Here is a 24070-nt window from a genome sequence, read left to right on the forward strand (position 1 = left end):
AATTAACAGGACTAGTCAACTTTACTGTCTGTTTTTTCCTAGACCATTCTGCCAGACCTCATTTTTTTGACATAGGACGCCCAAAAGTGGCTCCTCTAGACCTAAGTTTATATGGCACTACTGTTGCTGATATTGAAGAAGACGGAAGTGTCATTTTTAAAAGGTCGTTATCAAGGAGGATAATTTGGCTGAAGAAAAAGCAGCATCGACAGAATCAGCAGCCACAGAATCCGGCAATTCGTCGGGGTCGAAACCTTATCTACTTATTGGTCTAGTTGTCGTCAACATGTTGGTGGTGGTGCTCGTTGGTTTTATGGTTTGGAAAGGCCGTCAAATCGAAGAGGATAAAAGACCTATTATCATTGATCCCACTGATATCAATAAACCTGAAGAACAAGTGAAGCCGGATGACATCGGTAAAGTGATTCCGTTGGAAACTTTCATTGTTAATTTAGCCGGAACTAAAGGCCGCCGTGTTTTAAAAGTGAATATGGAGCTAGAGGTAAGAGGCCAAGAAGTTATCCAAGAGATCGATAATCGCAAAGCGCAAATCCGCGATTTTATTATTATTATTCTTTCTAGCAAAAGTTACGAAGAAGTTTCATCTGCAGAAGGCAAAGACGCTTTAAGAAGTGAAATTAAAGACAATATCAATTCCTTTTTAAGTAAAGGAAAAATCGTAAACGTTTACTTCACAGAGTTGCTTTATAACTAGTAGGAGGCTCGCTTGAATCAGATTTTATCACAAAGCGAAGTTGATGCTCTTTTGGCTGCGGTCACTGATGGTGATGTTCCGGCGGCGGGCTCAGGTGATGGCGGTGGCGGTGGCGGCATTAAAGGTGTTGCGGGCATCCAAGATAAAAATGTAGTTTCTTACGATTTAACCAGTCAGGACCGTATTATCCGCGGTCGTTTGCCTCAATTAGAAGTTATCTACGAAAAATTCATGCGTTCTTTCCGCGTGTCTTTATCTGCCTCTTTAAGAAAAATCGCGTCTATCACATTAACGTCTACTGAGTTTTTAAAATTCGGTGAGTTTATCAATACGTTACCGATCCCAACTTGTATGAGCGTTTTGCGTTTCAACAACTTACGTGGTTCGGCATTGTTCGTGATTGAAGCTAAATTAGCGTACGCTTTGGTGGATTCTTTCTTTGGTGGAGCTGATCGTCCCTACGCTAAATTGGACGGTAAAGAGTTCACTCCAATTGAACTTCAAATCGTTAAAAAAGTAGTGGAATTAGCTATTAATGACCTTGAGCAATCATGGTCGACGATTGAAAAAATCGACTGTTCTTTCCAAAGAACCGAAATCAATCCTCAGTTCGTTGGTATCGTGCCTCCGACGGATGTGGTGATTGCCTCTACATTTGATGTTGAGTTAGAGCAGGCCTCTGGAACAATTTCTATTGTGATTCCTTACTCTACTATCGAGCCGATCAAGCAAAAGCTTTCTACTGGTTTCCAAGTTGAGTCAGATCAAACAGATAAGAAACTATGGACATCTATTATTAAAGAGCAGTTATTGGAAACAGATGTCGATATTAAAGTGAATTTGGGCGAAACCGAGATCAAATTAAAAGATCTTATGGGTTTAAAAGTGGGAGACATCATTCCACTGACTCAGGATTCTTCGGGTGAACTAGATATCCAAGTTGAAAATGTTAAAAAATTTAAAGGTTACTACGGTGTTCACCATGGCACTGTGGCAATGCAGATTACAAAGCAAATCGAGAAATAAGAGGAAAATATGTCAAACGATCCAATGGATAAAATGGCGGAACAGTCAGGCAGCATGCAAGAAGAAGCAAGTCGTAATGCCACTTCATCTTCAATGAAAGACAGAAATTTAAATCTAATTCTGGATATTCCTTTGAAGGTCACAGTTGAACTTGGTCGCACAAAGATGCCAGTAAGCGAATTACTGAACTTAACTCAGGGATCAGTTATCGAGTTGGCGAAATTAGCCGGTGAACCGATGGAGGTTCTAGTTAATGACAAACTTATCGCTCGCGGTGAGGCGGTTGTTGTTAATGAAAAATTCGGTGTGCGTCTGACAGATATTATCTCTCCATCAGAAAGAATCGAGCAGTTAAAATGATGAAAAAGTTTTTGGTTTTCAGTTTGATTTGCGCATTTTTGACTCCGGCGTTGGCTGAGGATGTGGCGGCAGTCGCTGCTGCTCCAGCAGCGGTTGTTGAATCTGCAGCAGCGCCAAAGGTTAACACGGAAAGTACGGCAAAATTATCTGAGGATCAGATTCCGTTAAATATCGCTGATGGAAAAAAAGCAGCAGAGTCTGGATCAGCGACCTCTAAAGCGCTAGCTTCAGGTGTGATTATCGCTGTTTTATTAGCAGTGACGTATTACTATGTTCGTCGTTACAAATTTTCGAACACAGTTCATCAGTCGAACATGCAAATTAAAGTATTAACACAGCACTATTTGGGACCGAAAAAAAGCCTAGCTATCGTGCGTGTTGCTGGTGAATCTATTTTGATTGGTGTGACGGATACGAATATTTCAATGTTAAAGTCATTGTCTTTATTAGATGATGAAATCCCAGCAGAAGTTCCAGAAAGCTTTCAAGCTTCATTGACTCAAACAGGTGGAATGGAAGCGGCGGCTGAAGGAAAAAGAGCCAACGTTTCTAGAGCAGCAGCCCCAGAGGCGAATCGTGCGCCAGCGGACATGATGGACGAGTTAGACGAAGAATTTTCGTTTGCTGGAGTTACCGATACAGTTAGCAAAAAAATTAAATCAATGCGGAGATTTTCGTGAGATTGGCTAAACTTCTATTGCCGGTTGCAATTTTATTGATGGGGTCATGGGCTTTTGCTCAAGTGACTTTACCGACTTTAAATATGGGCTTCCAGACAACTAAAAATCCAACTGAGGTGGTTAACGCCATCAAGATGGTAATGGTTCTAACAGTTCTGACTTTAGCGCCGGCGATTATGATCATGATGACGGGTTTTACTCGTATCTTGATCGTTTTGTCTTTCTTAAGACAAGCAATGGGTGTGCAACAGTTGCCACCTAATCAACTCTTAGTTGGTTTATCTTTGTTCTTAACTTTCTTTGTAATGGCTCCTGCATTTAATGAAATTAACCAAAAAGCGGTGCAGCCGTATCTAACTAATTCGATTTCGCAAGATCAGGCGATGGAAAACGCTTTGGTACCATTGCGCCGATTTATGTTTTCTCAGACACGTGACCAAGACTTGGCACTTTTCGTAAAATTAGGACAAATTGAACAGCCTAAAACTCGCGCAGATGTGCCAACAGTGGTTTTGGTTCCTGCTTTTATCGTATCTGAGCTCAAAACAGCATTTATGATAGGTTTTATTATTTTTCTTCCATTTTTAATAATCGATATCCTCGCGGCCAGTGTCTTAATGGCCATGGGGATGATGATGGTTCCTCCGATTGTCATTTCTTTGCCGTTTAAAATTATGCTTTTTGTTCTAGTTGATGGCTGGACGCTATTAATTGGTTCCATGATGAAGAGCTTCGGCTGAGGTAAAGGAATAAGATATGAGTGAAGATATTGTCATCACTTTAGGACAAGATGCGCTGAGAACATTAGCTTTGTTATCAGCGCCTTTGCTGTTGAGCACACTGATCATCGGTTTGATCATCAGTATTTTTCAAGCGTTGACTCAGATCAACGAAAACACATTAACTTTCGTGCCAAAAATGATTGTGGTGGCGATTGTTTTGATTTTAGTAGGACCGTGGATGCTACAAACGATGAGTTCGTATACGACGAATCTTTTCGAAAGCATTGCAACGATAGTAAGAGGGTAATAGGACGTGTTTAATATCTCTCAACTGAATGAAGTTCAGGTTTTGATGTTTGCGTTGATTCTTTTAAGAATGTCAGCCTTCGTCGTATCTGCTGCTATCTTCAGTTCGCAGTCTATAGCGGCGCCAGTGAAGATTTTGTTTTCACTGGTTTTTGCTGTGGTTGTGTTTCCTCCGGTGGCGACGAATGAAGCACTGGTGCGCTTACATGGACTGCAAGACCAATTGATCCTATTAGCTGCACGTGAAGTGGCGATTGGTTTGATTCTAGGGTTTGTAACAAGACTTTTCTTCTTTGCCATTTCAATGGCGGGTGAAATGGTTTCGATTTCAATGGGTTTAGGACAGGCACAAATCTTCAATCCGATGATGGGTTCCATGGGAAATGCGATGGAGCAATTCTATACAGTGATTGCAACATTAGTATTCTTAGCTTTGAACGGACATCATTTGATGATTCAAGGTCTAGTGGAAAGCTTTAACACATCGCCAGTGGCGCAAATGACTTTTCAAGTGGGAGCGTTTGCCGAGGTGGTGATGAGAGTTCAAAACTTCTTTATTATTGGCATTAAAATAGCAGCACCATTGATGATTTCCATGATGGTAGTCCAGTTCGGTGTGGCGCTATTAAGCCGTGTGGTGCCACAGATCAATGTGATTATGACATTGGCGCCAGTGACGGCAATGATGGGGTTCATTATTCTGTTCATCAGCTTACCATTACTGGTTATGCAGATGTCGGGATTGATGGATTTTTCGATGAGTGAGTTTTTTAAGTTTTTGAAAACGATTTAAACGGATTTAAACGAAAGTTTTGAAAGGACTCGGCTAGGATGGCTGACGATCAAGGCGAAAAGACAGAACAGGCGACGGACGCGAAGCGGGAAGAATTCCGTAAACGTGGCCAAGTAGCTATGACCCGTGAGCTCAGCACGGCGTTGTTCTTTTTAGTATCTGCAGGTGTTTTATACGCCTCGTCTCGCTTTGTTATGCAAAACATCGTGGAAATTTTTAATCGCACCATGGGCGCTGAATTGGTCTACATGGTTCGTGAAGGTCGTTTTATCGAAATGTTAGTTTTCGCTGGCTATAAATTAGGTTTATTAATTACGCCACTGATGCTAGCCGCTTTAGTCATTGGTGTTTTATCGCAAGTTTTACAAACAGGTCTTTTACAAAATGAAGAGGCTCTACAACCCAACTTAAATAAACTAAATCCATTAAGTGGTTTAAAACGTATTTTCTCGGTACGCGGTTTAGGTGAGTTGTTAAAATCTATTATGAAAATGGTAGCGATCTGTTTGATCGTCTACAAAATTTTAAAATCTGAGATCAACTTAATCCCTTATTTATCTGGTTACGATGTGCAACAGATCATGGGGTACTTAGGTGTTATCGTTTTCAAACTATTCTTAACTGCGGGTATTTTCATGTTGGTTCTTGCTGCTGCTGATTACTTTTTTCAGCGCTGGAGACTTGAAAAAGAAATGATGATGACCAAGCAAGAAGTTAAAGAAGAACATAAATCTCGCGAGGGTGATCCGATCATCAAAGCTCGTATTCGTAAAGTGCAACGTGAGATGGCCAGCCGTAAGATGATGGCTGATGTGCCAAAAGGTGATGTTGTGGTTACAAATCCAACTCACATTGCAGTCGTTTTAAAATACTCAGATAACTTGCCAGCTCCACAATTGATTGCAAAAGGTGGAGACCATGTTGCTGAAAAAATCAAACAAATCGCACGTGATAATAACATTCCAATTATCGAGAATAAGCCATTGGCACGTACGATTTTTAAAACAATGAAAATTGGGCAAGTGATTCCGCGTGAGCTGTTTGTAGCCGTAGCGGAAGTGTTGTCTTATGTATACAGATTGCGTCGTAAGAAAAGAAATGCAGGGTCTCGGGTTCAACCTGAGCAAGGAATTTAGGCGGGGATAAAGCGTGCAGCAACTATTTTTATTTGCAAAACGATTTGAAAAGTACACGAAGAATACAGATCTCTTCATTGCGATTGGTGTTTTAGTCATCATTGCGGTGATGATCATTCCATTGCCAGCGTTGGTGATTGACGTCGCTTTAACTTTTTCATTGGCGATCAGCTTATTGATTCTTTTAACTTCGATTTACGTCACTCGTACTTTAGATTTCACGTCATTCCCATCACTGTTGTTGATGACGACATTATTCCGTTTGGCCTTGAACGTATCGACAACGCGTTTGATCTTATCACACGGACATGAAGGCCCTGCAGCAGCAGGGGGAGTGATCCAAGCGTTTGCCAATGTAATCGTTGGTAATAACTATGTTATCGGTTTTATTATCTTCGCCATTTTAGTTGTGATTAACTTCATCGTTATCACCAAAGGTTCTGGCCGCGTGGCGGAAGTTGCAGCTCGTTTCACATTAGATGCAATGCCAGGGAAGCAAATGTCGATTGATGCCGAGCTAAATGCCGGTGCTATCAATGAAACAGAGGCACGTAAACGCCGTCGTGAAGTTGAGCAAGAAGCTGACTTCTACGGGGCTATGGATGGTGCTAGTAAATTCGTACGAGGTGATGCGATTGCCGGCATCTTGATCCTTGTGATCAATATCGTGGGTGGTCTTTTAATTGGTGTTATGCAAAAAGGCCTCGATGTGGCAACGGCTGCTAAGTACTATAGTATGTTGACCATCGGTGATGGTTTGATGGGGCAGATTCCAGCTCTTATCATTTCAACAGCAGCCGGTATTATCGTGACTCGTAGTAGCAGTGGCGAAAATATGGGGGCAGAGGTAACAGGACAACTTTTTGTAAATCCTCGTGCGATTTATATCACGGGTGGTGTTTTAGCTGTTCTAGCAATCATACCAGGTTTACCAACATTACCATTCTTGATTATGGGTGCAGGTTTAGTTTCTTTTGGATGGATTGTGGCTCAATACAAAGTTGAAGCTATTCAAAACGAAAAGAAAAAAGCAGAAGAGCAATTGACCGCACCGAAAAAAGAAAGTGTCGAAAGCATGTTGCCACTGGATATGGTGGAGCTGGAAGTTGGTTATGGTCTTATCAATGTTGTGGATTCAAGTAAATCCGGTGACCTTTTAGAGCGTATCTCTTCTGTGCGTAAACAGTTTGCTTTAGATTTAGGGATTGTGGTTCCAAGTGTACACATTCGCGATAACTTACAGTTAGCTCCAGGCGAATATCGTTTTTTAATTAAAGGCAATAAAATCGGCGGCGGTGTTTTAAGACCGGATGCTCTGTTAGCGATGGACCCAGGACAAGTGACAGAGCAAGTGGATGGTATTCCAACAAAAGAGCCGGCATTTGGTTTGGATGCGATGTGGATTTCAGCTATTAATCGTGAAAAAGCCGAGTTAGCTGGTTATACAGTGGTCGACTTACCAACAGTGATGGCGACTCATATTACCGAGATGATTCGTACCCATGCTCACGAATTGTTGGGCCGTCAAGAAGCGTCTCAGTTAATTGAGAACTTCAAGAAAACTCACCCTAAAGTGGTCGATGAATTGATCCCAGATCAATTGTCATTGGGTGGTGTGGTTAAAGTCATGCAGAACTTATTAAAAGAACAAGTGTCTATCCGTAACTTGTTGACGATTTTTGAAACATTAGCAGATGAAGCGGGAAGAACTAAAGACTTAGATTTATTAACAGAAGCTGTTCGTAAACAGTTATCGCGTTCGATTACATCTAAATACACATCTGAAGATGGTTCAGTAACAGTTATGACTTTAGATGCAAGATTAGAAGAGTTAGTAGCGAATGCTCTATTACAAACAGAACAAGGCGTTCAGTTGGTGATGGACCCGCAGTCGGCATCACGTATGATTTCGAACATTGCTCAGCAAATCGAAAATCATCCCGAAATCGCATCGCAGCCGATTCTATTAACAAGTCCGACGGTAAGACGTCACATCTTTAAATTAGTATCACGCTTTATTCCGCAATTGATTGTGCTGTCTCATAATGAAGTCACAGCCGATGTAAAAGTACAGTCAGTGGCGAGCGTTGGTTTAAATTAGGTTTTAGGTAACGAGGTTGAGTATGCAAGTTAAGAAATTTGAAGCTAGATCGATGAAAGAAGCTCTTGAGATGATCAAGACCCAATTAGGGCCTGATGCGATTATCTTATCGGCCAAAGAGATCACAAAAGGTTTCGGCTTGGGCGGAGAAAAAAGTATCGAGGTAACAGCCGCATACTCAGAGACTATTCTGCGTAAAAAACAATTTGTTGAATCAAAAATGCCAGATATGCATAAAGAGAAATTTCAGCGTATTCCGGCAAAAGATCAAAAAGAAGTGATGCGCAAGATGATTGAAAGTCAGCTGGCAAAAATGCCAGCGGCGACGCCAGCTACGCCTCCACCTAAATTGACTTCTAAGACGACACCATATCGCTTAACAGAAAAGCGTTACATCGAGATCGACGATGACCATATTGGCGGACAAGAAAAGACAGCCGTGACTCAGGTGGCGAAGAAAGCATGGAATGACATGGAAGTGACATCTTTAAAGCAAGAGATCGAAACTTTAAAGCAAGTGATGTCACAATTTAAAACTATGCCTCAAAGCTTCGTGCAAGCTCATCCTGGTGCCGACTATGGCGTGCACTATCAAATGAGTGCGCATTACCAGAAGTTGACGTCTTGCGGATTATTACCAGAAGTGGCTGGTAATGTGGTATCGCAATGTCAAAAACAACTTTCAGCACAACAGCAAGGCAACAAAGCCACTGTAGAAAGCTGGATGGCTAAATATATTTTAGATACGACTCCGGTAACTTCAGGCCAAGGTGAACAGTTCCATTTATTCATGGGACCATCAGGTTCTGGTAAGACGAGTGCATTGATTAAATTAGCCAGCGACATGATCTTGAACCAAAAGAAACGCGTGGCGATTATTTCTACGGATAGCACGAAAGTAGGCGCAGCTGAGCAGATGAAAATTTTCGCTCAGATTTTAAATGTTCCATTCTTATCGGTGCGTTCACAGCAGGATTGGTCACATGTGATTCCTCACTTAGAACAATTAGATCATGTGTTAGTGGATTTCTCTGGCTTGAACATGAGAAATCAAGAAGAAGTGAACTACGTTAAACGTATTGGGCCTCCGGTATTTCATTCTTTAAGAACACATCTTGTGTTGTCGGCTACCGCAAAAGACGCTGACTTACTAGAGTGCGCTAAACGCTACGAAGCGGTTGGCTTTGATGATGTGATCTTCAATGATTTAGACGAAGCTGCACAGCACGGAAATATTTATAACTTTATTCGCAAAGTGAACACGGAGCTATTTGCTTTTGGTATTGGCCCGAAAGTTCCGGAAGATTTCGAGTATGCAACTCCAGAGCGCGTTGTCGATCTATTGTTGAAAATCACTCAAAATCGCAAGCAGGAAGTCAGCTTATGAAAATTATCAGTATAACATCTGGAAAAGGTGGAGTGGGAAAGACCTCAGTTGCATGTAATATGGCTGTGGGCCTTTCAAAAATGGGAAAAAAGGTATTGATTCTAGATGGCGATTTAGGAATGGCCAACGTGGACATTTTCTTTGGTATTCATCCGAAGAAAACTGTACATGATCTGCTCAATGGAGTTCCTTTAAAAGACTGTCTAACAGCAGCCGCTCCGAACATTGATATGTTAGCAGGTGGCAGTGGATTGTATGAAGTCAGTCAAATGAATGCATTTCAACGTCGTGAGGTACTAGCTCATATTTCAGAGGTGAGCTTTATCTATGACTATTTGCTGATTGATACATCTCCAGGTCTGCATGATCATGTCTTGCATTTAAACTCAGTTGCAGATGAGTGTATGGTGCTCTTAACGGCAGATCCTTCGAGTTTTACAGATTCATACGCTTTGATTAAAGTATTACATCAGAAATATCGCGTTCAAAAGTTTTCGATTATCTGTAACCAAGTACAGGATGAAAAAGCGGGTGAGCAGCTATTCGTAAAATTTGCAGACGTAGTTCAGCAGTTCTTACCAGTGAGATTAAACTATAAGAAGACAATTCCGTTTGATTCTCAGCTGAAATTATCGAATCAATTGCAGCGATTAATCATTCGTCAGGACGCGAAAGCAGTGTCAGCACAGGCTTTGAGTTCGCTGTGCCGAGATGTAGTGTCTCAAAACAATACAGCTGCCTCAGTAGCGGGCACAGCTCAGGGTTTTGAGTCATTATTTAGACCAGCCTCAGGTCATGCTTAGGCTGTTTGGACTTTGTGAGATTTAACTTATCGGATAATATAGTTTGTAGAGGGGTCAGTAATGTCAAAAGCGAATCTTCTGAAGAAATATAAAGAAGAACCCAGAAAAAACTTAAAGCGTGATCAAAAAGAAGATCTTATTCGCGAGTATGCTCCGCTAATTAAGTTTGTGGCGCAAAAGATCGCTGTGCGTTTACCTCCGAATATCGAGTTAGATGATTTAATCTCTGCTGGTTCTATTGGTTTAATGGATGCTATTGATAAGTGGGATCCAACTCGTGATAATAAATTCAAGACTTACGCCGAGTTCCGTATTCGTGGTGCGATTCTAGATGAGTTGCGCTCTCAGGACTGGGTGCCTAGATCGGTGCGTGACAAGTCTAAAGCCTTGGATCGTACAATTGCTGCATTAGAAAATGAAATCGGACGTGCTCCAACAGAAGAAGAAATTTCGGCTCGTTTGAACATGCCAATTGAAGAGTTCCATGAACTGGTGAATCAGGTTCGTCCGGTAAGCTTACTTTCCATTGACGATCAGCCTACGTTCAGCGATTCAGATAAAAAATCGATTGCTAATCTATTAGAAGGTGCGAAGTCAGGTAATCCATTCAACCAACTTAATTTAAAAGTGGTTAAGGATGTGGTGGCGAAAGCCATTGAAGAATTACCAGAAAGACAACGTCTTGTCCTTTCCTTGTATTACTTTGAAGATCTTAACTTAAAAGAGATTGGGCAAGTTCTACAAGTGACAGAGTCACGTGTATCTCAATTACATGCACAGGCAGTGATTCGCTTACGTGCAAAATTAACAACGACAATTGAAGCTGGCGAATTAGAAGCTATCTAATAGGCTATCTAATAATCAGCTCATCAGCAGGTATTTAGCGGGCCAGCATGGCCTCGCGGATCTTTTTCATAAGACGGGCTTCCGTTTGGCGTACGGCTTCGCGGGTAATGCCATACTTGTCACCGATCTCTTGTAAAGTTAGCGGATCATCACTGAGCACGCGCTCTTCCAACAGAATTCTTTCTTTCTCGGTTAAGCTGGCACGCAGCTCGTTGACGGCATTCATTAGTAAATTAAGTTGCTCATCCAGTGCCATTTGTTCATCTAAAGGCAGACTTCCATCTTCCTTTTTTAAGAGATTAGAAAGCGGAGTCGAGCTTTCATCATCATTACTTGCAGGTTTATCTAAGCTGATATCACGTGAGCTCAGGCGCTTCGCCATTTCGGTGATTTCGTCTTCAGGAATGCCCAATTTGCTAGAAAGCAAAGCGACGCTTTCAGGCGAAGACATGCTTTCCAATTCCTGTTTCTGACGTTGCAGTTGGTAGAAAAGTTTTCTTTGATTAGCCGTGGTTCCAATGCGCACCATAGAAAACTGACGCATTAAATACTCTTGAATGTAGCCGCGAATCCACCAGACAGCGTAAGTGATCAGGCGATTTCCTTTATACGGGTTGAACTCTTTCACCGCGTGCATCAGACCCACGTTGCCTTCTTGAATCACATCAATCAGCTTCGACGAAAATTTAGCGTATTCAGCAGCGATTTTCACCACAAAGCGCAGGTTGGATTTTACTAAGGTTTGTGCCAGTTGAGGATCTTTGGTTTCGTAATACCTTTTCGCTAAATCCTGTTCTTGTTCACGGGTCAGTACGGGATATTTGCGGATTTCTTGTAAGTATAAAGTTAAAGGATCTTTGCTGGCGACAGCGCCTTCACGGGGAGTAATCGCTAGATCAGATGAACCTTCAGGCTCGTAGGCCTCTGTTTCGGAAGGTTCGGTGTCTATTGCATCGAGTGGTGTGTCTAGCGGTGTATCGAGCGAAGCATATGGAATAGCTTCATCATCAGCCATGATTTCGGCCTGAACGCTACGAACCTCTGTGTTGTCTGCCTTTTTTTTAAGAGTACGTTTTGCTGTACTTTTCTTAGCGACGGACTTAGCCGGCGCTTTTTTCTTTTTAACCGCCATAAAAAGAGCCTTATTCAGTAAGAACTAGAGTATTCGCTTTAGATTTTTTTCGATAGCTTCTTGTATCTTGCCTTTAAACAGACTTAAAGCGAGTGGCACCTCAACCTCAATAGCGATTTTACTCGAGTTGCTATCCTGTGGTTGGATGGCTAAGTTCGCTTTGAACTGGCTACCCTGAATATTACATTTTTTACTCGGGTCGTCGAAGTTACATGAAACTTTCGGGTCGAACTTTTTAAAGTCATTTTCGCCAGACAACAGGGTTTTGATTTTGTTGTAGGCAGTTGCTGAATCTAAAGGCGCTTGTAAATCAAATTTGAACTTTGGCATAGAGGCTATAATAAGGGGTATGGGGCCAGCCGTCTACGAAAAGATGGCTTTTGACTGGGCTTTGCCAGTTGTGAGATTCTATTCGCTATGAAATTCGTAAAAGAACTGAAAAGAACAGAGTACAGCGGAAATTTAAGAGCCCAACACGTAGGGCAAAAAGTTGTTTTGATGGGTTGGGTCAATACAAGACGCGATCACGGTAGCCTTGTGTTTATCGATTTGCGCGATCGTGAAGGCCTTGTACAAGTGGTACTTGATCCTAATAAGTCTGATACAGCATCGGCAAAAGACTTCCGTTCTGAGTATGTTGTGGCGATTGAAGGTGTTGTTCGTGCTCGTCCAGACGGCATGAAAAACTCTAAGCTAGCAACAGGTGAAGTTGAAGTTGAAGCGACTCGTTGTGAAATTTTAAATACAGCGGCTACGGTTCCATTTCAAATTGATGATGAAAATGTAAATGAAATGTTACGTTTGAAATATCGCTACCTTGATTTGCGTTCACCACGCCTACAGCACAATCTGATTTTGCGTCACCGCGTGGCCCGCTTGGTACGAGAGTTTCTTTCTGGTAACGGATTCCTTGAAGTGGAAACTCCGATCTTATTTAAATCAACTCCAGAAGGAGCCCGCGACTACTTGGTTCCATCACGTGTAAATCCAGGTAACTTCTATGCGTTACCTCAGTCACCACAAATTCTAAAACAGCTTTTGATGGTGTCGGGTTATGATCGTTACTTCCAAATCGCTCGCTGTTTCCGTGATGAAGATTTGCGTGCGGATCGTCAGCCTGAGTTCTCTCAGATCGATATGGAAATGTCGTTCATTGATGTGGAAGATATTTTAGATTTGAATGAGCGCATGTTGCGCCACATTTGGAAAGAGATCAAAGGGATCGATGTTCCGAAACTGCAGCGTATGACTTATTTCGAAGCGATGAACCGCTATGGTTCTGATAAACCAGATACACGTTTTGCTATGGAGATCGTAGATCTTTCAGAGGTAGCGCAAGGCTCTGGTTTTAAAGTCTTTGATGATGCTTTATCTCGTGGTGGTATCGTACGCGGTTTGAATATCCCTTCAGGCGGTACGTTCTCGCGTGGACAATTCGATAAGCTCACAGACCTTGCTAAGAAAAATGGAGCAAAAGGTCTTGTTTGGATGAAGCAAGATGCAGATGGCACGATCAACTCGCCAGCATCGAAGTTTGTTTCACAGGAAAAACTAAAAGCCATGTTCACTCAGTTGGGCTGTACGGCTGCCGATTGCGCCCTTGTGGTGGCAGATGATTTTGATCCTGCGTGTTCTGCTCTGTCAGCATTACGTCTACACATGGGTCGTGAGTTGAAGTTGATTGATACAAGCAAGTACAACTTCTTGTGGGTTGTGGACTTCCCACTACTTGAGTACTCGCCAGATGATAAGCGCTGGGTTTCAAGACATCATCCGTTCACGTCACCAACAGACGAGTTCTTTGAGGACATGATCAATAATAACGAAAAAGCTTATCCAAAAATGTTAGCGAAAGCTTACGACTTAGTTTGCAACGGCTACGAAATGGGTGGCGGTTCAATCAGAATTTATCGCAATGAAATTCAACAGGCGATCTTCCGTCTTTTAGGTATGAGTGAAGAAGATATCCAAGCTAAGTTTGGATTCTTTGTGGATGCATTGAAATACGGGACTCCTCCGCATGGTGGTATTGCGTGGGGTATGGATCGTCTTGTGATGTTACTAGCGCAAACAGATGCGATTCGTGAAGTGATTGCATTCCCTAAAACGGCGAAAGCTACTGATTTGATGAGTGATGCTCCAAGTCCGGTTCATCGTGATCAATTAGTTGAAGTCGGTGTACGTCTAAGTGCACAGGCTGAAAAAGCTCTCGAAGAAAATAATAAGTAAGTTTAATAACAGCTGAATACTAGCTTATTCTAAACGGCTTAAGGTAAATCCATGCTCTTCTAAAGAGCTGATTTGATACTGACCTTCAAGCCGTCTTTTTCCATTTTGATTTTCGACAACAAATAATGAATGCACGCAGAGCTGGATCAGTCTTCGTATAGAAGAAAGGCTCCATTGAGGGGCTCCCATTTGAATCAGCATCTCTAAGCGCAGAAGGGCTTCTGCTGCCGTTGACGCATGTAAAGAACCAAAACTACCGGCATGTCCAGTTGCTAAAGTCATTAAAAGCGTACGGGCTTCGTCAGAACGAATTTCCCCGACCACCAGTCGATCGGCGCGTAGGCGCAAGGCTCGCTTTAGCAGATGGTCCATATTCACGTTGCTGACTAAACCGCTGGGGTCTTCACGGGTTAATAAAGAGACGCTGACGGCGTTGGGAAGATGTAATTCTTGCGTGTCTTCGATAACCACCAGTCGTTGCAAATTTGGTTTGAACTCATTCAGCAGTGCTTGCATAAAGCTGGTTTTCCCTGAGCCAGTAGGGCCAATAACTAAAAAATTATGACGATGACTGAGTGTCTGCCGAATCTGTGTTACTTGCTGCTCTGTACACCACTGGTTTTTAGCCAAAGAGGTCAAAGTCCATGGTAATGAGGGTTGTATACGCAGCGAAAGTAAATGGAAACCTCTAGAAACTTCGTTGAATACAATCGTGACACGGATATTTTTATAGTTTCCTTCAACAAAGGGTTTGTCGCGATTCAAGTATGTACCACAGCGATGTGCGAGCCGTTCTAATGCCGCATTGTAGGTTTGAACAGAAAAAAAGTGATCATCATGTTGAAAAAGCCGCGAGTTTCTTTCGTAAAAAATCTCGTGAGGTGAGTTCACCAAGATCTCGGTGATAGATCCATCTGCCAGCAGTTGATTGAGTGGTCCTAAGTCGTTGAGCTCGTTATAAATACGTGGGAACTGCTGGGGAGCTGATTTTTTAAAGTCATCAGCCCAATCGTAGCGGAGGTCGTTTTTTTGTTTGAAAAAGATCTGTTGGATTTTGTCTTTTATCTCGGGATGCATTCTTACTCCATAAGCGAGGGAGTGACAAAAATAACCAATTCCGATTGGAGATTTTGAAAGCTACGGCTAGAAAATAGACTACCTAAAATGGGAATGTCTTTTAACCATGGCAGTCCCGCCGAGCTTTGACTGACTTCATTTTTTATCAGGCCTGATATCGCAATCGTTTTATTTTCAATCAGATCGAAAAAACTAGAAACGCGATTGCTTTGCAGGGCAGGGATGTCGTCTACTTTATTGCTATAGTCGATAGAGGAAACTTCACTTGCGATTTTAAGACTCATTTGTCCCAGAGGATCTATTTTCGGAAAGAGCTTTAAACTGATACCATATTTTTTCCACTGAAGACTTGTATTTCTTTGAGAATTTTTATGGCTGTGAATGCGGATGGGAAATTCGCCTCCGGCGAAGAACTCTGCCAGTTCCCCGCTGCGGCTAATCAGCGTGGGCGAGGCTAACATTCGAGCTTCACCATTGCGCTGTGCTGCCAGTAAAGCCAGCTCAAACGATTTTTCTGGCTCTAGCTGTGAAAGACTTAAGACTTCTGCATGATAACTTTCTGGCCACTGCACTCCGATTCGTCGTTCGAAGTTTTTATTGATTTCCATGATTCTGACCGCAACTTTTATATTGTCGCGTATTTCCGGTGTAAGATGGTTTTGCTGAGCACGTATTCCTAAATGGCGTAATTGTACCGCACTCGATTCTGATGCTTTCAGATTTGTCGCTGTTAGTGATGTCGACCATACAGGGTCAGAAACTGAATTAAAAATCACACGATTCGGAGTTATTCCCCTTTGCCGCATGTAAAGTTTAAATTCCTGTTCCAGATCTGGGATAATAAAAGGGTCTACATGAAGAGCTAAAAGGACGTAGCTTTGGTGTTGCTGCATCAGAGACAACAGTCTTCGGTAATCTTCGATGCGAAAGAGCGAACCTTTAAGACAGACCTGCAGTTGACAATAATCCACAGATATCTGAACAAACTGCTGACTGATTTTTTTCCAAATCTGAAACTTTCTTTTACTTCCGAGAGGTAAAACCTTTACCATTTGCAGCCGTCCATCAAGGCGAATATAGCTTTGGCCTGTCGTGAGGGGTTTTAAAAACAAATTTCCTTTTGCTGTTAACTGAGCGATAAGAAGCTTTTTGTTTTCAATCCAAATTTTTTTAATTGATCCTTGTAGTGGCCACTCTTCCCCGATCTCGATCAGAAGGGGAGTTTCTTCTGACAACACTTGAGGTTGCATTGGGGATTGAACTGACGATGAGGCCAACACCATTTCACCTAAAAGAAACACTAATCCAATAAATGTTGAAAGCCCCATTGATATCCTCTGTGAAAATGACTTGTGCAAAAAGCAAGGCGTAGTCTAAGCCCTTACAAAAGGATATCGAGGAAAAATAAAAACGGCTTTGCCCGAGATTCGGACTACTTAAATAAGAAGTAAGTTCTAACCCCTTTAGGTGTGTTGACCACTTTTAAAGAAGCATTTTGGCATTTCATCAAAGTGCTACAGATGCTGAGTCCTAATCCCATGCCGACAGAGTGATTCATGATATTTTCATCAAGACGGAAAGGTTGCATGATCTTTTCGATGAGCTGAGCTGATATCTGTGGGCCTTGATTTTCCACGGCTAGAATCACGCGATAAGTTGGATCGGAATCAATAGAAACTGTGATCTGACTTTCTGCTAAGCCAAACTTCGTTGCGTTATGTAGCGCGCGTCCTAAAGCGATCAGAGTCAATTGCTGATCGACTTCGATTTGTTCTAATTCACTGACGAGCTTAAGGGTTTGCTGTTTTGCCTGAAGCGAAGCTTTTACTTCTGTAGGTATGTTCTGTAGGAACCAGTCTGTTCTGACTAGATCCTTTTTGACTGGGATTAAACCGATTTCACCTTTTACAATCAGCAACACGTCTTCCACAATATTTTTTAACTTTTCAGAAGACTTCATAATACGATTGATAAAAAGAGTTTGTTCCTCTGAAAGCTCAGTCTCTTTTAATAACTCACCGAAGCTCAAAATCGTTGTGAGGGGAGTCTTCAACTCATGATTGATCAAAATCATAAATTGATTCTTTGCTTTATCGAGGTTTTGCAATTCTAAAAGAGCTTTTTGTAAGTCTTGGTTTTTTTGGATGAGCTGAGTTTTTAAAGCGTACTGTTCGTAGGCTTTGTCGACTGTATTGATTAAGTCGACGGGGTCCCATGGCTTAGTCATGTAGCGAAAAATCTGCCCCTTGTTTACAGCCTCAATGACGGACTCAATGTCGGTGTAGCCTGTCAGCAAAATACGGGATGTATGAGGATGAGACAGTATGGATTTTTCTAAAAACTCAACTCCGGTGATAACGGGCATTCGCTGGTCAGAAATAATCACAGACACATCAAGACGGGTATCCAGAATTTCAAAGGCCTTTTGGGCCGAGGTGGCTTTCAGGACCTCATATTTTTTGCGAAACAGACGCTCAAGGGCCTCGAGGTTATCACTTTCATCGTCTATACAAAGCAGAGTGGGTTTGAGTGTCTCCATATGAGATTTTAATTAAGCGCAGTTTTTGTCTTTGGTCCAGATTTATATGTCAATCCTGACCTAAGCCCATTTTTGATTTTAGATTCCGAGACACTATGTCGAAGAGTGATACGATAAGGTTTAGGAGATCCTATGTTTGTTAACAATTATAGAGTCATATTGGGTGTCTTGGGGCTACTTTTTGTGTTCAGCCCGAACGTGCATGCCAATGTCAACATGTGGGGGTCGGGATATTATAGTGGACAGTGGTCATGTCCACAGGACGCACGTGTCTCTCGTTCAGCGGTCAATAGAAGTGATCGTGAGCAAGAAGAGCGCAGTGCGATTTCTAGATTGAATGCAGACTTAGAAAAACGTCAGTTGGAACTCGAGCGTGGTGAACGTAAACTTGAACTTTTACGTCGTCGTATTGATCGCTATTTTGATCCAGATGTTGTCAGTTTCTTATTAGATACTCATATCGAACGCGCCAATACATGTGATCGTTACCAAACGCATCCGACATGTACAGCATCAGCTCCGCCTCCTCCGGCTGAGGGTGGTGCGACAGATGTTCCAGCGCCGCGTGCTCCAACAAATACATGTGCAGATAAAGAAGAAGTTTACCCTGCAGCGCTTGCAACAGTTTGGAATACTCACTGTGGCGGTGATACAGCAGCAACTGCAGGTACAGTAAAAGCGAGTATCTGTAGTGATGTGAGTTTACGCCCAACAAGTGTATCGCGTAATGTGAATTCACGTGAGTGTGTCAACGCACTAGCGGAATACAGACGTGAACAAGTTAAGTTGCGTGATAATGCAGATCGTATTGATCGTATTCGTCAAGACATTGAAGATCGTGAATTTGAAATTGATTACGCTCGTGCAGAAGCTGATATTCGTCGTCGTTCAACTGAAAGTGATTGTGATGATTGCGGTAATGCTTCGCGTGGCGGTGGCGGTCCAACTCTAAAACGTGATTGGGTATCGACAATTGCTAACGTCGGTGCCGGCTTAGGTATGATGTACTTAGGTAAACGTGTTGAGCAAAACCAAACTCGTTCTAATCAAGATTTTTATGCGAATTATGGTATGCCAGCTCCTACTTCAGGAATCTCTTATGGATATCCGTTCTATCAAGCAGGGATGTCCGGTGTACTTAATGGTTTAGTTGGCCCTGGAGCCTACGGCTGTGCTTCCACTTATGGTGGCGGTGGTTCTCCGTTCGGTGCTTCTGGTGGTTGGAGTTTAGGTGGATCCGCGAACGGCATGTTCGGTCCATTCGCTGCACAAGGCGGAGCTTTTGGTTATCCACAGTACATGTACGGCAGTCCAATGGGCGGCGGTATGTATATGCCAGGTATGAATCCTTACGGCATGATGAGCGGTCCTTTTGGAGGAATCCAAATGGGTGGCCAATTAGGTATGGGAATTCCAGGTAATGGCATGGCCATGTGTATCACTTATCCATGTAACGTAGGTGGCATGGGTGGAATTGGTATGGGCGGTGGCATCGGCATGGGTATGCCTCAGTACGGCTTTGGCGGTCAATTCGGAATGGGCATGGGAATGCCACAATACGGAATGGGCGGCATGGGTGGAATTGGTATGGGAATGCCAGGTATGGGCGGCTACGGTATGGGTATGCCTCAGTACGGCTTTGGCGGTCAATTCGGAATGGGCATGGGTGGAATCGGCATGGGCCTTCCAGGCATGATGGGTTCAACTGGTTTGCAAGGACAGTTAAGCGCACAATACCAAATGCAAATGTTACAACAACAGCAACAAATGCAAATGCAGTACTATCAGCAACAACAGCAGTACTACCAAGCACAGTTGCAACAGCAAATGCAGATGCAACAACAGGCTTATCAACGTCAGCAGCAATCTATGCAAATTCAACAGCAAATCGTTCAGTTGAATATGCAATTGCAACAACTTCAGATGCAGTCTTACTACGGTACAGGTTACACGGGCGTGGGTGGTTTAGCTGGTGGCATTAACTTTGGTGTCGGTATTGGTACTGGAGCTCCATCAGTGATAGGAGTGCCAGGGTCTTCGACTCTACCAGGTACAATGTATCCAGGAAATACTCTTCCGGGAACGACTTTACCGGGCACAACGCTTCCGGGAACTATTGACGGTGGCATTCGCGGTCGCTAAAAAGTTTGAATGAGTCAGATCATTCATAATTGCTACGATAGTCACACACACTTTTGGGCCACCGGACAGGTGGCCGAAGGCCTCAAGCTACAGTCTTTAAAAAACTCAAGTGACATTTCTAATTTACAGGTTTTACCACAGCATTTTCGCGCTGAATGGTTAGTAGGTTTTGGTTGGGACCAAAATCAATGGAGTAACTCTGAACTACCTGATAGGTCTCTATTAGATCGCGTCTTTCCCGATTATCCAGTTTTCTTTTCTCGCGTAGACGGGCATGCCAGTTGGCTCAATTCAAAAGCGATACAAGAGTTAACTCGTCGAGGCTACGACTTTTCTGTAGACCCTCAAGGGGGGCGGATTGTGCGCACTTCCAATTCAGAGCCTACAGGCATTCTATTTGATCAGGCCCATATCAATGCACTCTTGATGTTGCCGGATTTTTCGGAATCACAACATCGCAGTTTCTTTTTATCTTCACAGAAAATATTTAATCGTGCGGGCTTCACCCATGTGCGTGATTTATCCATGAATACTTTTTTCTGGAATATGTTGAAACAGATGGAAGACTCAAAAAGTTTAACAGTATTCATAGAGGGCTTTGTCACGATAGAGTCTGTCAACGATGTAGAAAAAGAAATTAAATGTATTCATGAAATGCGTTCGCAGGTAGCAGAGCAAATTAGAGTACAAGGTGTAAAGATATTTATTGATGGATCATTAGGGTCTAAGACAGCAGCTCTTTCACAAAGCTATCGCGGTGAAGGGCAAAAAGGATTGCTGATTTGGACTTCTGAAAATATTAAAGAGGTCTTACGTCAAACATGGCAGGCCGGATTACAAGTGGCGATTCACTGTATAGGTGACGAGGCTGTACACACAGCGGTTAAATCAGCTCGTGAGGTGGCGGCTGAAGGTATTTTAGGGCGATTGCATTTAGAGCATGTGCAGCTCTTACGTCAGGATACGCTTCAAATGATGAAGCCGTTACATGTCACATGTCATATGCAGCCTTGCCACTGGCTCAGTGATCACACATGGCTTAAGAAGACCTTACCTGATGAACTCCATGGAAGTTTATTTCAGTGGGAACTTCTGCGTAAAAATAAAATTCCTCTTTTTTTCGGAAGTGATTCTCCGATAGAGGACTCCTCTTTACTCAGAACGCGCCAAGCTCTGCTCGAGAGTCCGAAGTGGGGCATTCCAGCCCTTCAGGGTGACTGGTGGACTTATCACGTTCATCCAGATCGCCATTGGGGCAATGGACAAACAGAGCTAGGTGACAATGGGATCATTCAAGTTTTCTTAAACGGTGAATCTCTTTTATAACAGGCTCGCTTTTTCGAGGCGAACTGCTCTTTTCAAGAACAGAGGATGGCCCCCTAGATTTGTTTATTGCTACAGATTTTATTGCGGGAAGTTGAATAGGCAACTGAATAGGAAGTTGAAGCTGTCCCAGTTTCCTTTTTAAATCCACAAAATTACTCTGAGTCATAAAAGGCTCCAGCGAGCTGAGCAAAGCCAGTGATAGGCGCACTTGCCGTGCATCCAACTTTTCCTGCAAGAGTATCACCTGTAGTCGTATCGCGGCCTGCTCACGATATGAGGAAGACTCCCTATCATACTCATCTATGAGTCTATCAAATAGCGGCGTCCCGCTTGCTCCTCTGTTGAGATAGTTTGGCGAGGTGGAAGTGGCCGCTGATAAATTTTTTGCTAGGCCCAGAACCAATAAAAAAGTAAGCCCATGCCGCCATTTTATTTTGATAGACATTTTTAGTGCGCTCTATTGGGGGAACCACTGTGATATTCAATTTCCACAGGAGTTGACGTTAAATATTTCCGTGGTGTTGTTGAGAAACTTTTGCTTTTAACTTTCCTATTAGTTTTCTTGCTAGAGTTTTTTGGAGGAATCTCCAGATGTTCTCGTGGCGTTTCTTGGGACAGGGCTTCTGTTCCTAGGACTTTCTTCGAACTTTTCGGCCAAGATGTATTTTCGCTGCGATTTAATACGGTTCCCCAGTAAGGCCCACCATGAAGCATGATATTGCGGGATAGAGGTTGAGGGACTAAAACTGCATATTGATGGGGATTCAGTGGCGCCTGAAGAATTTTTATTCGTGAGGCTAGAAGTTCTACTTTATCTTCTTGTTGTCCATACAAATCAATTAATCCAAAGGCTCCAATCAGGGAAGCTAAGCTGTCGATATTTTCAAGCTGCAGTGGCAGTAAAGCATATCCTAAAGGAATCATTGTATCTGCCAGTAAGGGTTCTTCACTGTCTGATACTTTGTTGGAAAGGGCTGTCTTTTTTTGTAAGATAACAAATAAGATAGTCAGAATCAGCATGCCTCCCCAAAGCCATCTATTTTGAGAAGAAAAGAAGAGATCTTTTATCATTTTCTGATTCGCTCCATGTTTGGCTGAAGTGATACTTCTTACTTTGTTGGCGGTGGTGTTCAATCAATTTTGCAAATATAATTAATAATCCAGCGATAGCAACGGATAGGAATAAAGACTCAATTAAAATCAGTCCTTTGTTGTTTTGTAGAATATTTTTATTTTCCACGTATTGTCCTCCAACTTAAAATAGGCTCCGCAAAGAGTTTCTGTATTCATTCTAAAGGCCAACTTCAATTGGTGCTTAAGAGGATTTAAACGTTCATATTTCGGATAGGAAATCAGCTCTGTGGATGTAGATAAACTTTGTAGCTTTATTTTTAATTGATGGCTGAGATGGCGGCTTCTTTGGTTGAATAGACGTGGATTGTCGATGTGCTTTAAAAGTCTTTTCTGAACAGAGTGACTTTCCCGCAAGCAAGTAAAACGAAGCCAAGAGGCTTTGTTAAATGTTGACGCCCAATTGAAACTGTAATGCAGAAGCAGGATAACAATCGGAAAGATAGAAATAAAAGAAACTAGAGCAAAACCATGATCGGATTTAGATGTTTTTTTCAAAGGGCTGCTTAGATATTTTTTTAAGGAGTTCCATGTGAAGTCGTCCATGAATGTGAGATCTCATTTGTATTTGAATACTTAAGTATTCAGATGTTTCTTCAACACTGAACTGAGGACTATATAATTTGAGTGTCCGTAACCGACCTTGAAGTTGTTGGTGGCAAGTGGAATCCTCTGCGGACAGTTGGCAGAGCAGATAGTCTTCGCTCCACTCACTGATGAGCATTTGATGTGTGAAGTAGATCAAACCACCCAGTAACGTCGCGATACCGATGAGGCTCACAGGCAAACACAGCAAAGCTTCGATAAAAGCCTGTCCGCGTGAGCCCCAATTCAACGGGACCCTTTTAAAAAATCAGATAGATCTTTTTTGTTAAGATTCTTTTGATCCGCATTCAGAACTTTTATTGGGGTAGAAGACTTGGCTCCTAAGGCACGGTTGATGTTTTCATACTGTGCGCCAATATTATAACCGACAACACGAATAATACCGATACTTCCAGCGGCAATAAGAGCGACAAGAATCATGTACTCAATCATTCCCTGACCACGACTATTTTTTAAAGAGAGCTTTTTTTGCACAGACTTTTGCATAGACGACCTCACTCCGGCTTTTGTTTCATAATCGAAACCAAGCTAGAAATTAAGTGAAGTGCCATTTGGGAAGGATAAAGTTCAGAAAGCGGAACTATTTTTTCTTAGCGGATTTTTTTACAGCTTTTTTGTCAGCAGGAGCAGCCTTTTTTGCTGGAGCCGCTTTTTTCGCTACAGCAACAACTGCTTTTTTAGCAGGGGCTGCTGGAGCTGCCTTTTTGCTTTCGTCTGCTTTTTTTACCGGAGCTTGTTTTTTTAAAGTAGGAGCTTTTCCTGAAACGGCAGCGGCCGCTGCTGCGGCTTCTTGTTTTTCAGTTTTGCGCTTAGCTTTGCGTTCGTTCACGATGCGCTCAAGAATTTCGTAAGCTTCTTTTTGTAGATCATTTTCGTAGATAAAACGATAAAAGCCTTCAATTTCAGGGCTTTGGCGGAACTTTTTGACTGATGTCGGGATGCTTTCAGATTGAACAAAATCAATTGAATTACCATCTTTAGAAAGTTTAACTTTATCTGCCATAAGGCCTCCT

26 protein-coding genes are annotated in these 24070 nt (G+C 42.5%); 15 read left to right on the plus strand and 11 right to left on the minus strand.

Going from position 1 to position 24070, the window contains the following annotated elements; all coding sequences use genetic code 11:
* The first annotated feature begins 184 nt into the window (after nt 1–184).
* The 12 genes from A11Q_RS03020 to A11Q_RS03075 are packed head-to-tail and all read left to right on the plus strand — an operon-like array spanning nt 185 to nt 10875.
* A complete protein-coding gene (locus A11Q_RS03020) occupies nt 185–715 on the plus strand; it encodes a flagellar basal body-associated FliL family protein (protein WP_015469316.1) in 531 nt (176 codons plus the stop codon).
* A gap of 12 nt (nt 716–727) precedes the next feature.
* Nucleotides 728–1741 carry a flagellar motor switch protein FliM gene (fliM, locus tag A11Q_RS03025; RefSeq protein ID WP_015469317.1) on the plus strand — a complete coding sequence of 338 codons (1014 nt, stop codon included), beginning with the start codon at nt 728–730 and terminating at the stop codon, nt 1739–1741.
* A gap of 9 nt (nt 1742–1750) precedes the next feature.
* Nucleotides 1751–2101, plus strand: coding sequence for a flagellar motor switch protein FliN (gene fliN, locus A11Q_RS03030; RefSeq protein ID WP_015469318.1), 351 nt, complete (start codon nt 1751–1753; stop codon nt 2099–2101).
* Nucleotides 2098–2781, plus strand: coding sequence for a flagellar biosynthetic protein FliO (gene fliO / locus A11Q_RS03035; protein ID WP_015469319.1), 684 nt, complete (start codon nt 2098–2100; stop codon nt 2779–2781). Before fliN ends, fliO begins: the two co-directional genes overlap by 4 nt.
* Nucleotides 2778–3521 (plus strand): flagellar type III secretion system pore protein FliP, encoded by a 744-nt coding sequence (fliP, locus tag A11Q_RS03040; protein WP_015469320.1) that lies wholly within the window; start codon nt 2778–2780, stop codon nt 3519–3521. Before fliO ends, fliP begins: the two co-directional genes overlap by 4 nt.
* A 16-nt stretch (nt 3522–3537) precedes the next feature.
* On the plus strand, nt 3538–3810 hold the full coding sequence (gene fliQ, locus A11Q_RS03045) for a flagellar biosynthesis protein FliQ (protein WP_015469321.1): 273 nt from the start codon (nt 3538–3540) through the stop codon (nt 3808–3810).
* A 6-nt stretch (nt 3811–3816) separates the two neighbouring features.
* On the plus strand, nt 3817–4602 hold the full coding sequence (gene fliR / locus A11Q_RS03050) for a flagellar biosynthetic protein FliR (RefSeq protein ID WP_015469322.1): 786 nt from the start codon (nt 3817–3819) through the stop codon (nt 4600–4602).
* Nucleotides 4603–4640: 38 nt separating this feature from the next.
* On the plus strand, nt 4641–5738 hold the full coding sequence (gene flhB, locus A11Q_RS03055; protein ID WP_015469323.1) for a flagellar biosynthesis protein FlhB: 1098 nt from the start codon (nt 4641–4643) through the stop codon (nt 5736–5738).
* 13 nt (nt 5739–5751) lie between these two features.
* On the plus strand, nt 5752–7839 hold the full coding sequence (flhA, locus tag A11Q_RS03060) for a flagellar biosynthesis protein FlhA (RefSeq protein ID WP_015469324.1): 2088 nt from the start codon (nt 5752–5754) through the stop codon (nt 7837–7839).
* Between the two features lie 22 nt (nt 7840–7861).
* On the plus strand, nt 7862–9226 hold the full coding sequence (flhF, locus tag A11Q_RS03065; RefSeq protein ID WP_015469325.1) for a flagellar biosynthesis GTPase FlhF: 1365 nt from the start codon (nt 7862–7864) through the stop codon (nt 9224–9226).
* Nucleotides 9223–10029, plus strand: a complete 807-nt coding sequence (locus A11Q_RS03070; protein WP_015469326.1) for an AAA family ATPase — start codon at nt 9223–9225, stop codon at nt 10027–10029. The genes flhF and A11Q_RS03070 overlap by 4 nt, the downstream gene beginning before the upstream one ends.
* A 60-nt stretch (nt 10030–10089) precedes the next feature.
* The gene (locus A11Q_RS03075) at nt 10090–10875 is read left to right on the plus strand and encodes a FliA/WhiG family RNA polymerase sigma factor (RefSeq protein WP_015469327.1); all 786 of its coding nucleotides are present in this window, start codon (nt 10090–10092) and stop codon (nt 10873–10875) included.
* 34 nt (nt 10876–10909) lie between these two features.
* Here the strand turns inward: A11Q_RS03075 and A11Q_RS03080 are convergent, their stop codons facing one another.
* A complete protein-coding gene (locus A11Q_RS03080; protein WP_015469328.1) occupies nt 10910–12007 on the minus strand; it encodes an RNA polymerase factor sigma-32 in 1098 nt (365 codons plus the stop codon).
* A 24-nt stretch (nt 12008–12031) separates the two neighbouring features.
* Complete coding sequence (locus tag A11Q_RS03085) at nt 12032–12337, minus strand: polyhydroxyalkanoic acid system family protein (protein ID WP_015469329.1); 306 nt, start codon at nt 12335–12337, stop codon at nt 12032–12034.
* 87 nt (nt 12338–12424) lie between these two features.
* Between A11Q_RS03085 and aspS the strand changes: the two genes are divergently transcribed.
* Nucleotides 12425–14236: an aspartate--tRNA ligase gene (aspS, locus tag A11Q_RS03090; RefSeq protein WP_015469330.1), complete on the plus strand. Its 1812-nt coding sequence runs from the start codon at nt 12425–12427 to the stop codon at nt 14234–14236.
* Nucleotides 14237–14260: 24 nt separating this feature from the next.
* Here aspS and A11Q_RS03095 read toward each other — a convergent pair whose 3' ends face one another.
* The 3 genes from A11Q_RS03095 to A11Q_RS03105 all read right to left on the minus strand — a co-directional run bounded on the left by A11Q_RS03095 (nt 14261) and on the right by A11Q_RS03105 (nt 17852).
* On the minus strand, nt 14261–15313 hold the full coding sequence (locus A11Q_RS03095; RefSeq protein WP_015469331.1) for an ATPase, T2SS/T4P/T4SS family: 1053 nt from the start codon (nt 15311–15313) through the stop codon (nt 14261–14263).
* A gap of 2 nt (nt 15314–15315) precedes the next feature.
* Nucleotides 15316–16641, minus strand: coding sequence for a type II and III secretion system protein family protein (locus tag A11Q_RS13355; protein ID WP_015469332.1), 1326 nt, complete (start codon nt 16639–16641; stop codon nt 15316–15318).
* Between the two features lie 104 nt (nt 16642–16745).
* The gene (locus tag A11Q_RS03105) at nt 16746–17852 is read right to left on the minus strand and encodes a hybrid sensor histidine kinase/response regulator (RefSeq protein ID WP_015469333.1); all 1107 of its coding nucleotides are present in this window, start codon (nt 17850–17852) and stop codon (nt 16746–16748) included.
* A gap of 132 nt (nt 17853–17984) precedes the next feature.
* On the opposite strand from A11Q_RS03105, the gene A11Q_RS03110 reads away from it, so the two are divergent.
* Complete coding sequence (locus A11Q_RS03110; protein WP_015469334.1) at nt 17985–19994, plus strand: hypothetical protein; 2010 nt, start codon at nt 17985–17987, stop codon at nt 19992–19994.
* A gap of 9 nt (nt 19995–20003) precedes the next feature.
* A complete protein-coding gene (locus A11Q_RS03115; RefSeq protein WP_015469335.1) occupies nt 20004–21320 on the plus strand; it encodes an amidohydrolase in 1317 nt (438 codons plus the stop codon).
* On the opposite strand, the gene A11Q_RS03120 is transcribed toward A11Q_RS03115, so the two are convergent.
* The 6 genes from A11Q_RS03120 to A11Q_RS13955 all read right to left on the minus strand — a co-directional run bounded on the left by A11Q_RS03120 (nt 21283) and on the right by A11Q_RS13955 (nt 24060).
* Nucleotides 21283–21765: a hypothetical protein gene (locus A11Q_RS03120; RefSeq protein WP_015469336.1), complete on the minus strand. Its 483-nt coding sequence runs from the start codon at nt 21763–21765 to the stop codon at nt 21283–21285. The two genes, A11Q_RS03115 and A11Q_RS03120, sit on opposite strands and share 38 nt — an antisense overlap.
* Before the next feature lie 2 nt (nt 21766–21767).
* Complete coding sequence (locus tag A11Q_RS13360; RefSeq protein ID WP_051056729.1) at nt 21768–22340, minus strand: hypothetical protein; 573 nt, start codon at nt 22338–22340, stop codon at nt 21768–21770.
* 180 nt (nt 22341–22520) lie between these two features.
* Nucleotides 22521–22949: a hypothetical protein gene (locus tag A11Q_RS03135; protein WP_148284924.1), complete on the minus strand. Its 429-nt coding sequence runs from the start codon at nt 22947–22949 to the stop codon at nt 22521–22523.
* On the minus strand, nt 22933–23286 hold the full coding sequence (locus A11Q_RS13760; RefSeq protein ID WP_148284925.1) for a hypothetical protein: 354 nt from the start codon (nt 23284–23286) through the stop codon (nt 22933–22935). Before A11Q_RS13760 ends, A11Q_RS03135 begins: the two co-directional genes overlap by 17 nt.
* Nucleotides 23283–23543: a Flp family type IVb pilin gene (locus A11Q_RS03140; RefSeq protein WP_015469340.1), complete on the minus strand. Its 261-nt coding sequence runs from the start codon at nt 23541–23543 to the stop codon at nt 23283–23285. The genes A11Q_RS13760 and A11Q_RS03140 overlap by 4 nt, the downstream gene beginning before the upstream one ends.
* Nucleotides 23544–23637: 94 nt before the next feature.
* The gene (locus A11Q_RS13955; RefSeq protein WP_015469341.1) at nt 23638–24060 is read right to left on the minus strand and encodes a hypothetical protein; all 423 of its coding nucleotides are present in this window, start codon (nt 24058–24060) and stop codon (nt 23638–23640) included.
* Nucleotides 24061–24070: the final 10 nt, after the last annotated feature.

The sequence above is a fragment of the Pseudobdellovibrio exovorus JSS genome (assembly GCF_000348725.1).
Taxonomy (GTDB): Bacteria; Bdellovibrionota; Bdellovibrionia; order Bdellovibrionales; family Bdellovibrionaceae; genus Pseudobdellovibrio; species Pseudobdellovibrio exovorus.

Bases quoted from the DNA above. Each gene is read 5' to 3' on its own strand.
- fliN (WP_015469318.1), top strand. From the start codon at position 1,751: ATGTCAAACGATCCAATGGATAAAATGGCGGAACAGTCAGGCAGCATG.
- fliO (WP_015469319.1), top strand. From the start codon at position 2,098: ATGATGAAAAAGTTTTTGGTTTTCAGTTTGATTTGCGCATTTTTGACT.
- fliQ (WP_015469321.1), top strand. From the start codon at position 3,538: ATGAGTGAAGATATTGTCATCACTTTAGGACAAGATGCGCTGAGAACA.
- flhB (WP_015469323.1), top strand. From the start codon at position 4,641: ATGGCTGACGATCAAGGCGAAAAGACAGAACAGGCGACGGACGCGAAG.
- flhF (WP_015469325.1), top strand. From the start codon at position 7,862: ATGCAAGTTAAGAAATTTGAAGCTAGATCGATGAAAGAAGCTCTTGAG.
- A11Q_RS03070 (WP_015469326.1), top strand. From the start codon at position 9,223: ATGAAAATTATCAGTATAACATCTGGAAAAGGTGGAGTGGGAAAGACC.
- A11Q_RS03075 (WP_015469327.1), top strand. From the start codon at position 10,090: ATGTCAAAAGCGAATCTTCTGAAGAAATATAAAGAAGAACCCAGAAAA.
- A11Q_RS03080 (WP_015469328.1), bottom strand. From the start codon at position 12,007: ATGGCGGTTAAAAAGAAAAAAGCGCCGGCTAAGTCCGTCGCTAAGAAA.
- A11Q_RS03085 (WP_015469329.1), bottom strand. From the start codon at position 12,337: ATGCCAAAGTTCAAATTTGATTTACAAGCGCCTTTAGATTCAGCAACT.
- aspS (WP_015469330.1), top strand. From the start codon at position 12,425: ATGAAATTCGTAAAAGAACTGAAAAGAACAGAGTACAGCGGAAATTTA.
- A11Q_RS03095 (WP_015469331.1), bottom strand. From the start codon at position 15,313: ATGCATCCCGAGATAAAAGACAAAATCCAACAGATCTTTTTCAAACAA.
- A11Q_RS13355 (WP_015469332.1), bottom strand. From the start codon at position 16,641: ATGGGGCTTTCAACATTTATTGGATTAGTGTTTCTTTTAGGTGAAATG.
- A11Q_RS03105 (WP_015469333.1), bottom strand. From the start codon at position 17,852: ATGGAGACACTCAAACCCACTCTGCTTTGTATAGACGATGAAAGTGAT.
- A11Q_RS03110 (WP_015469334.1), top strand. From the start codon at position 17,985: ATGTTTGTTAACAATTATAGAGTCATATTGGGTGTCTTGGGGCTACTT.
- A11Q_RS03115 (WP_015469335.1), top strand. From the start codon at position 20,004: ATGAGTCAGATCATTCATAATTGCTACGATAGTCACACACACTTTTGG.
- A11Q_RS03120 (WP_015469336.1), bottom strand. From the start codon at position 21,765: ATGTCTATCAAAATAAAATGGCGGCATGGGCTTACTTTTTTATTGGTT.
- A11Q_RS13360 (WP_051056729.1), bottom strand. From the start codon at position 22,340: ATGCTGATTCTGACTATCTTATTTGTTATCTTACAAAAAAAGACAGCC.
- A11Q_RS03140 (WP_015469340.1), bottom strand. From the start codon at position 23,543: ATGCAAAAGTCTGTGCAAAAAAAGCTCTCTTTAAAAAATAGTCGTGGT.
- A11Q_RS13955 (WP_015469341.1), bottom strand. From the start codon at position 24,060: ATGGCAGATAAAGTTAAACTTTCTAAAGATGGTAATTCAATTGATTTT.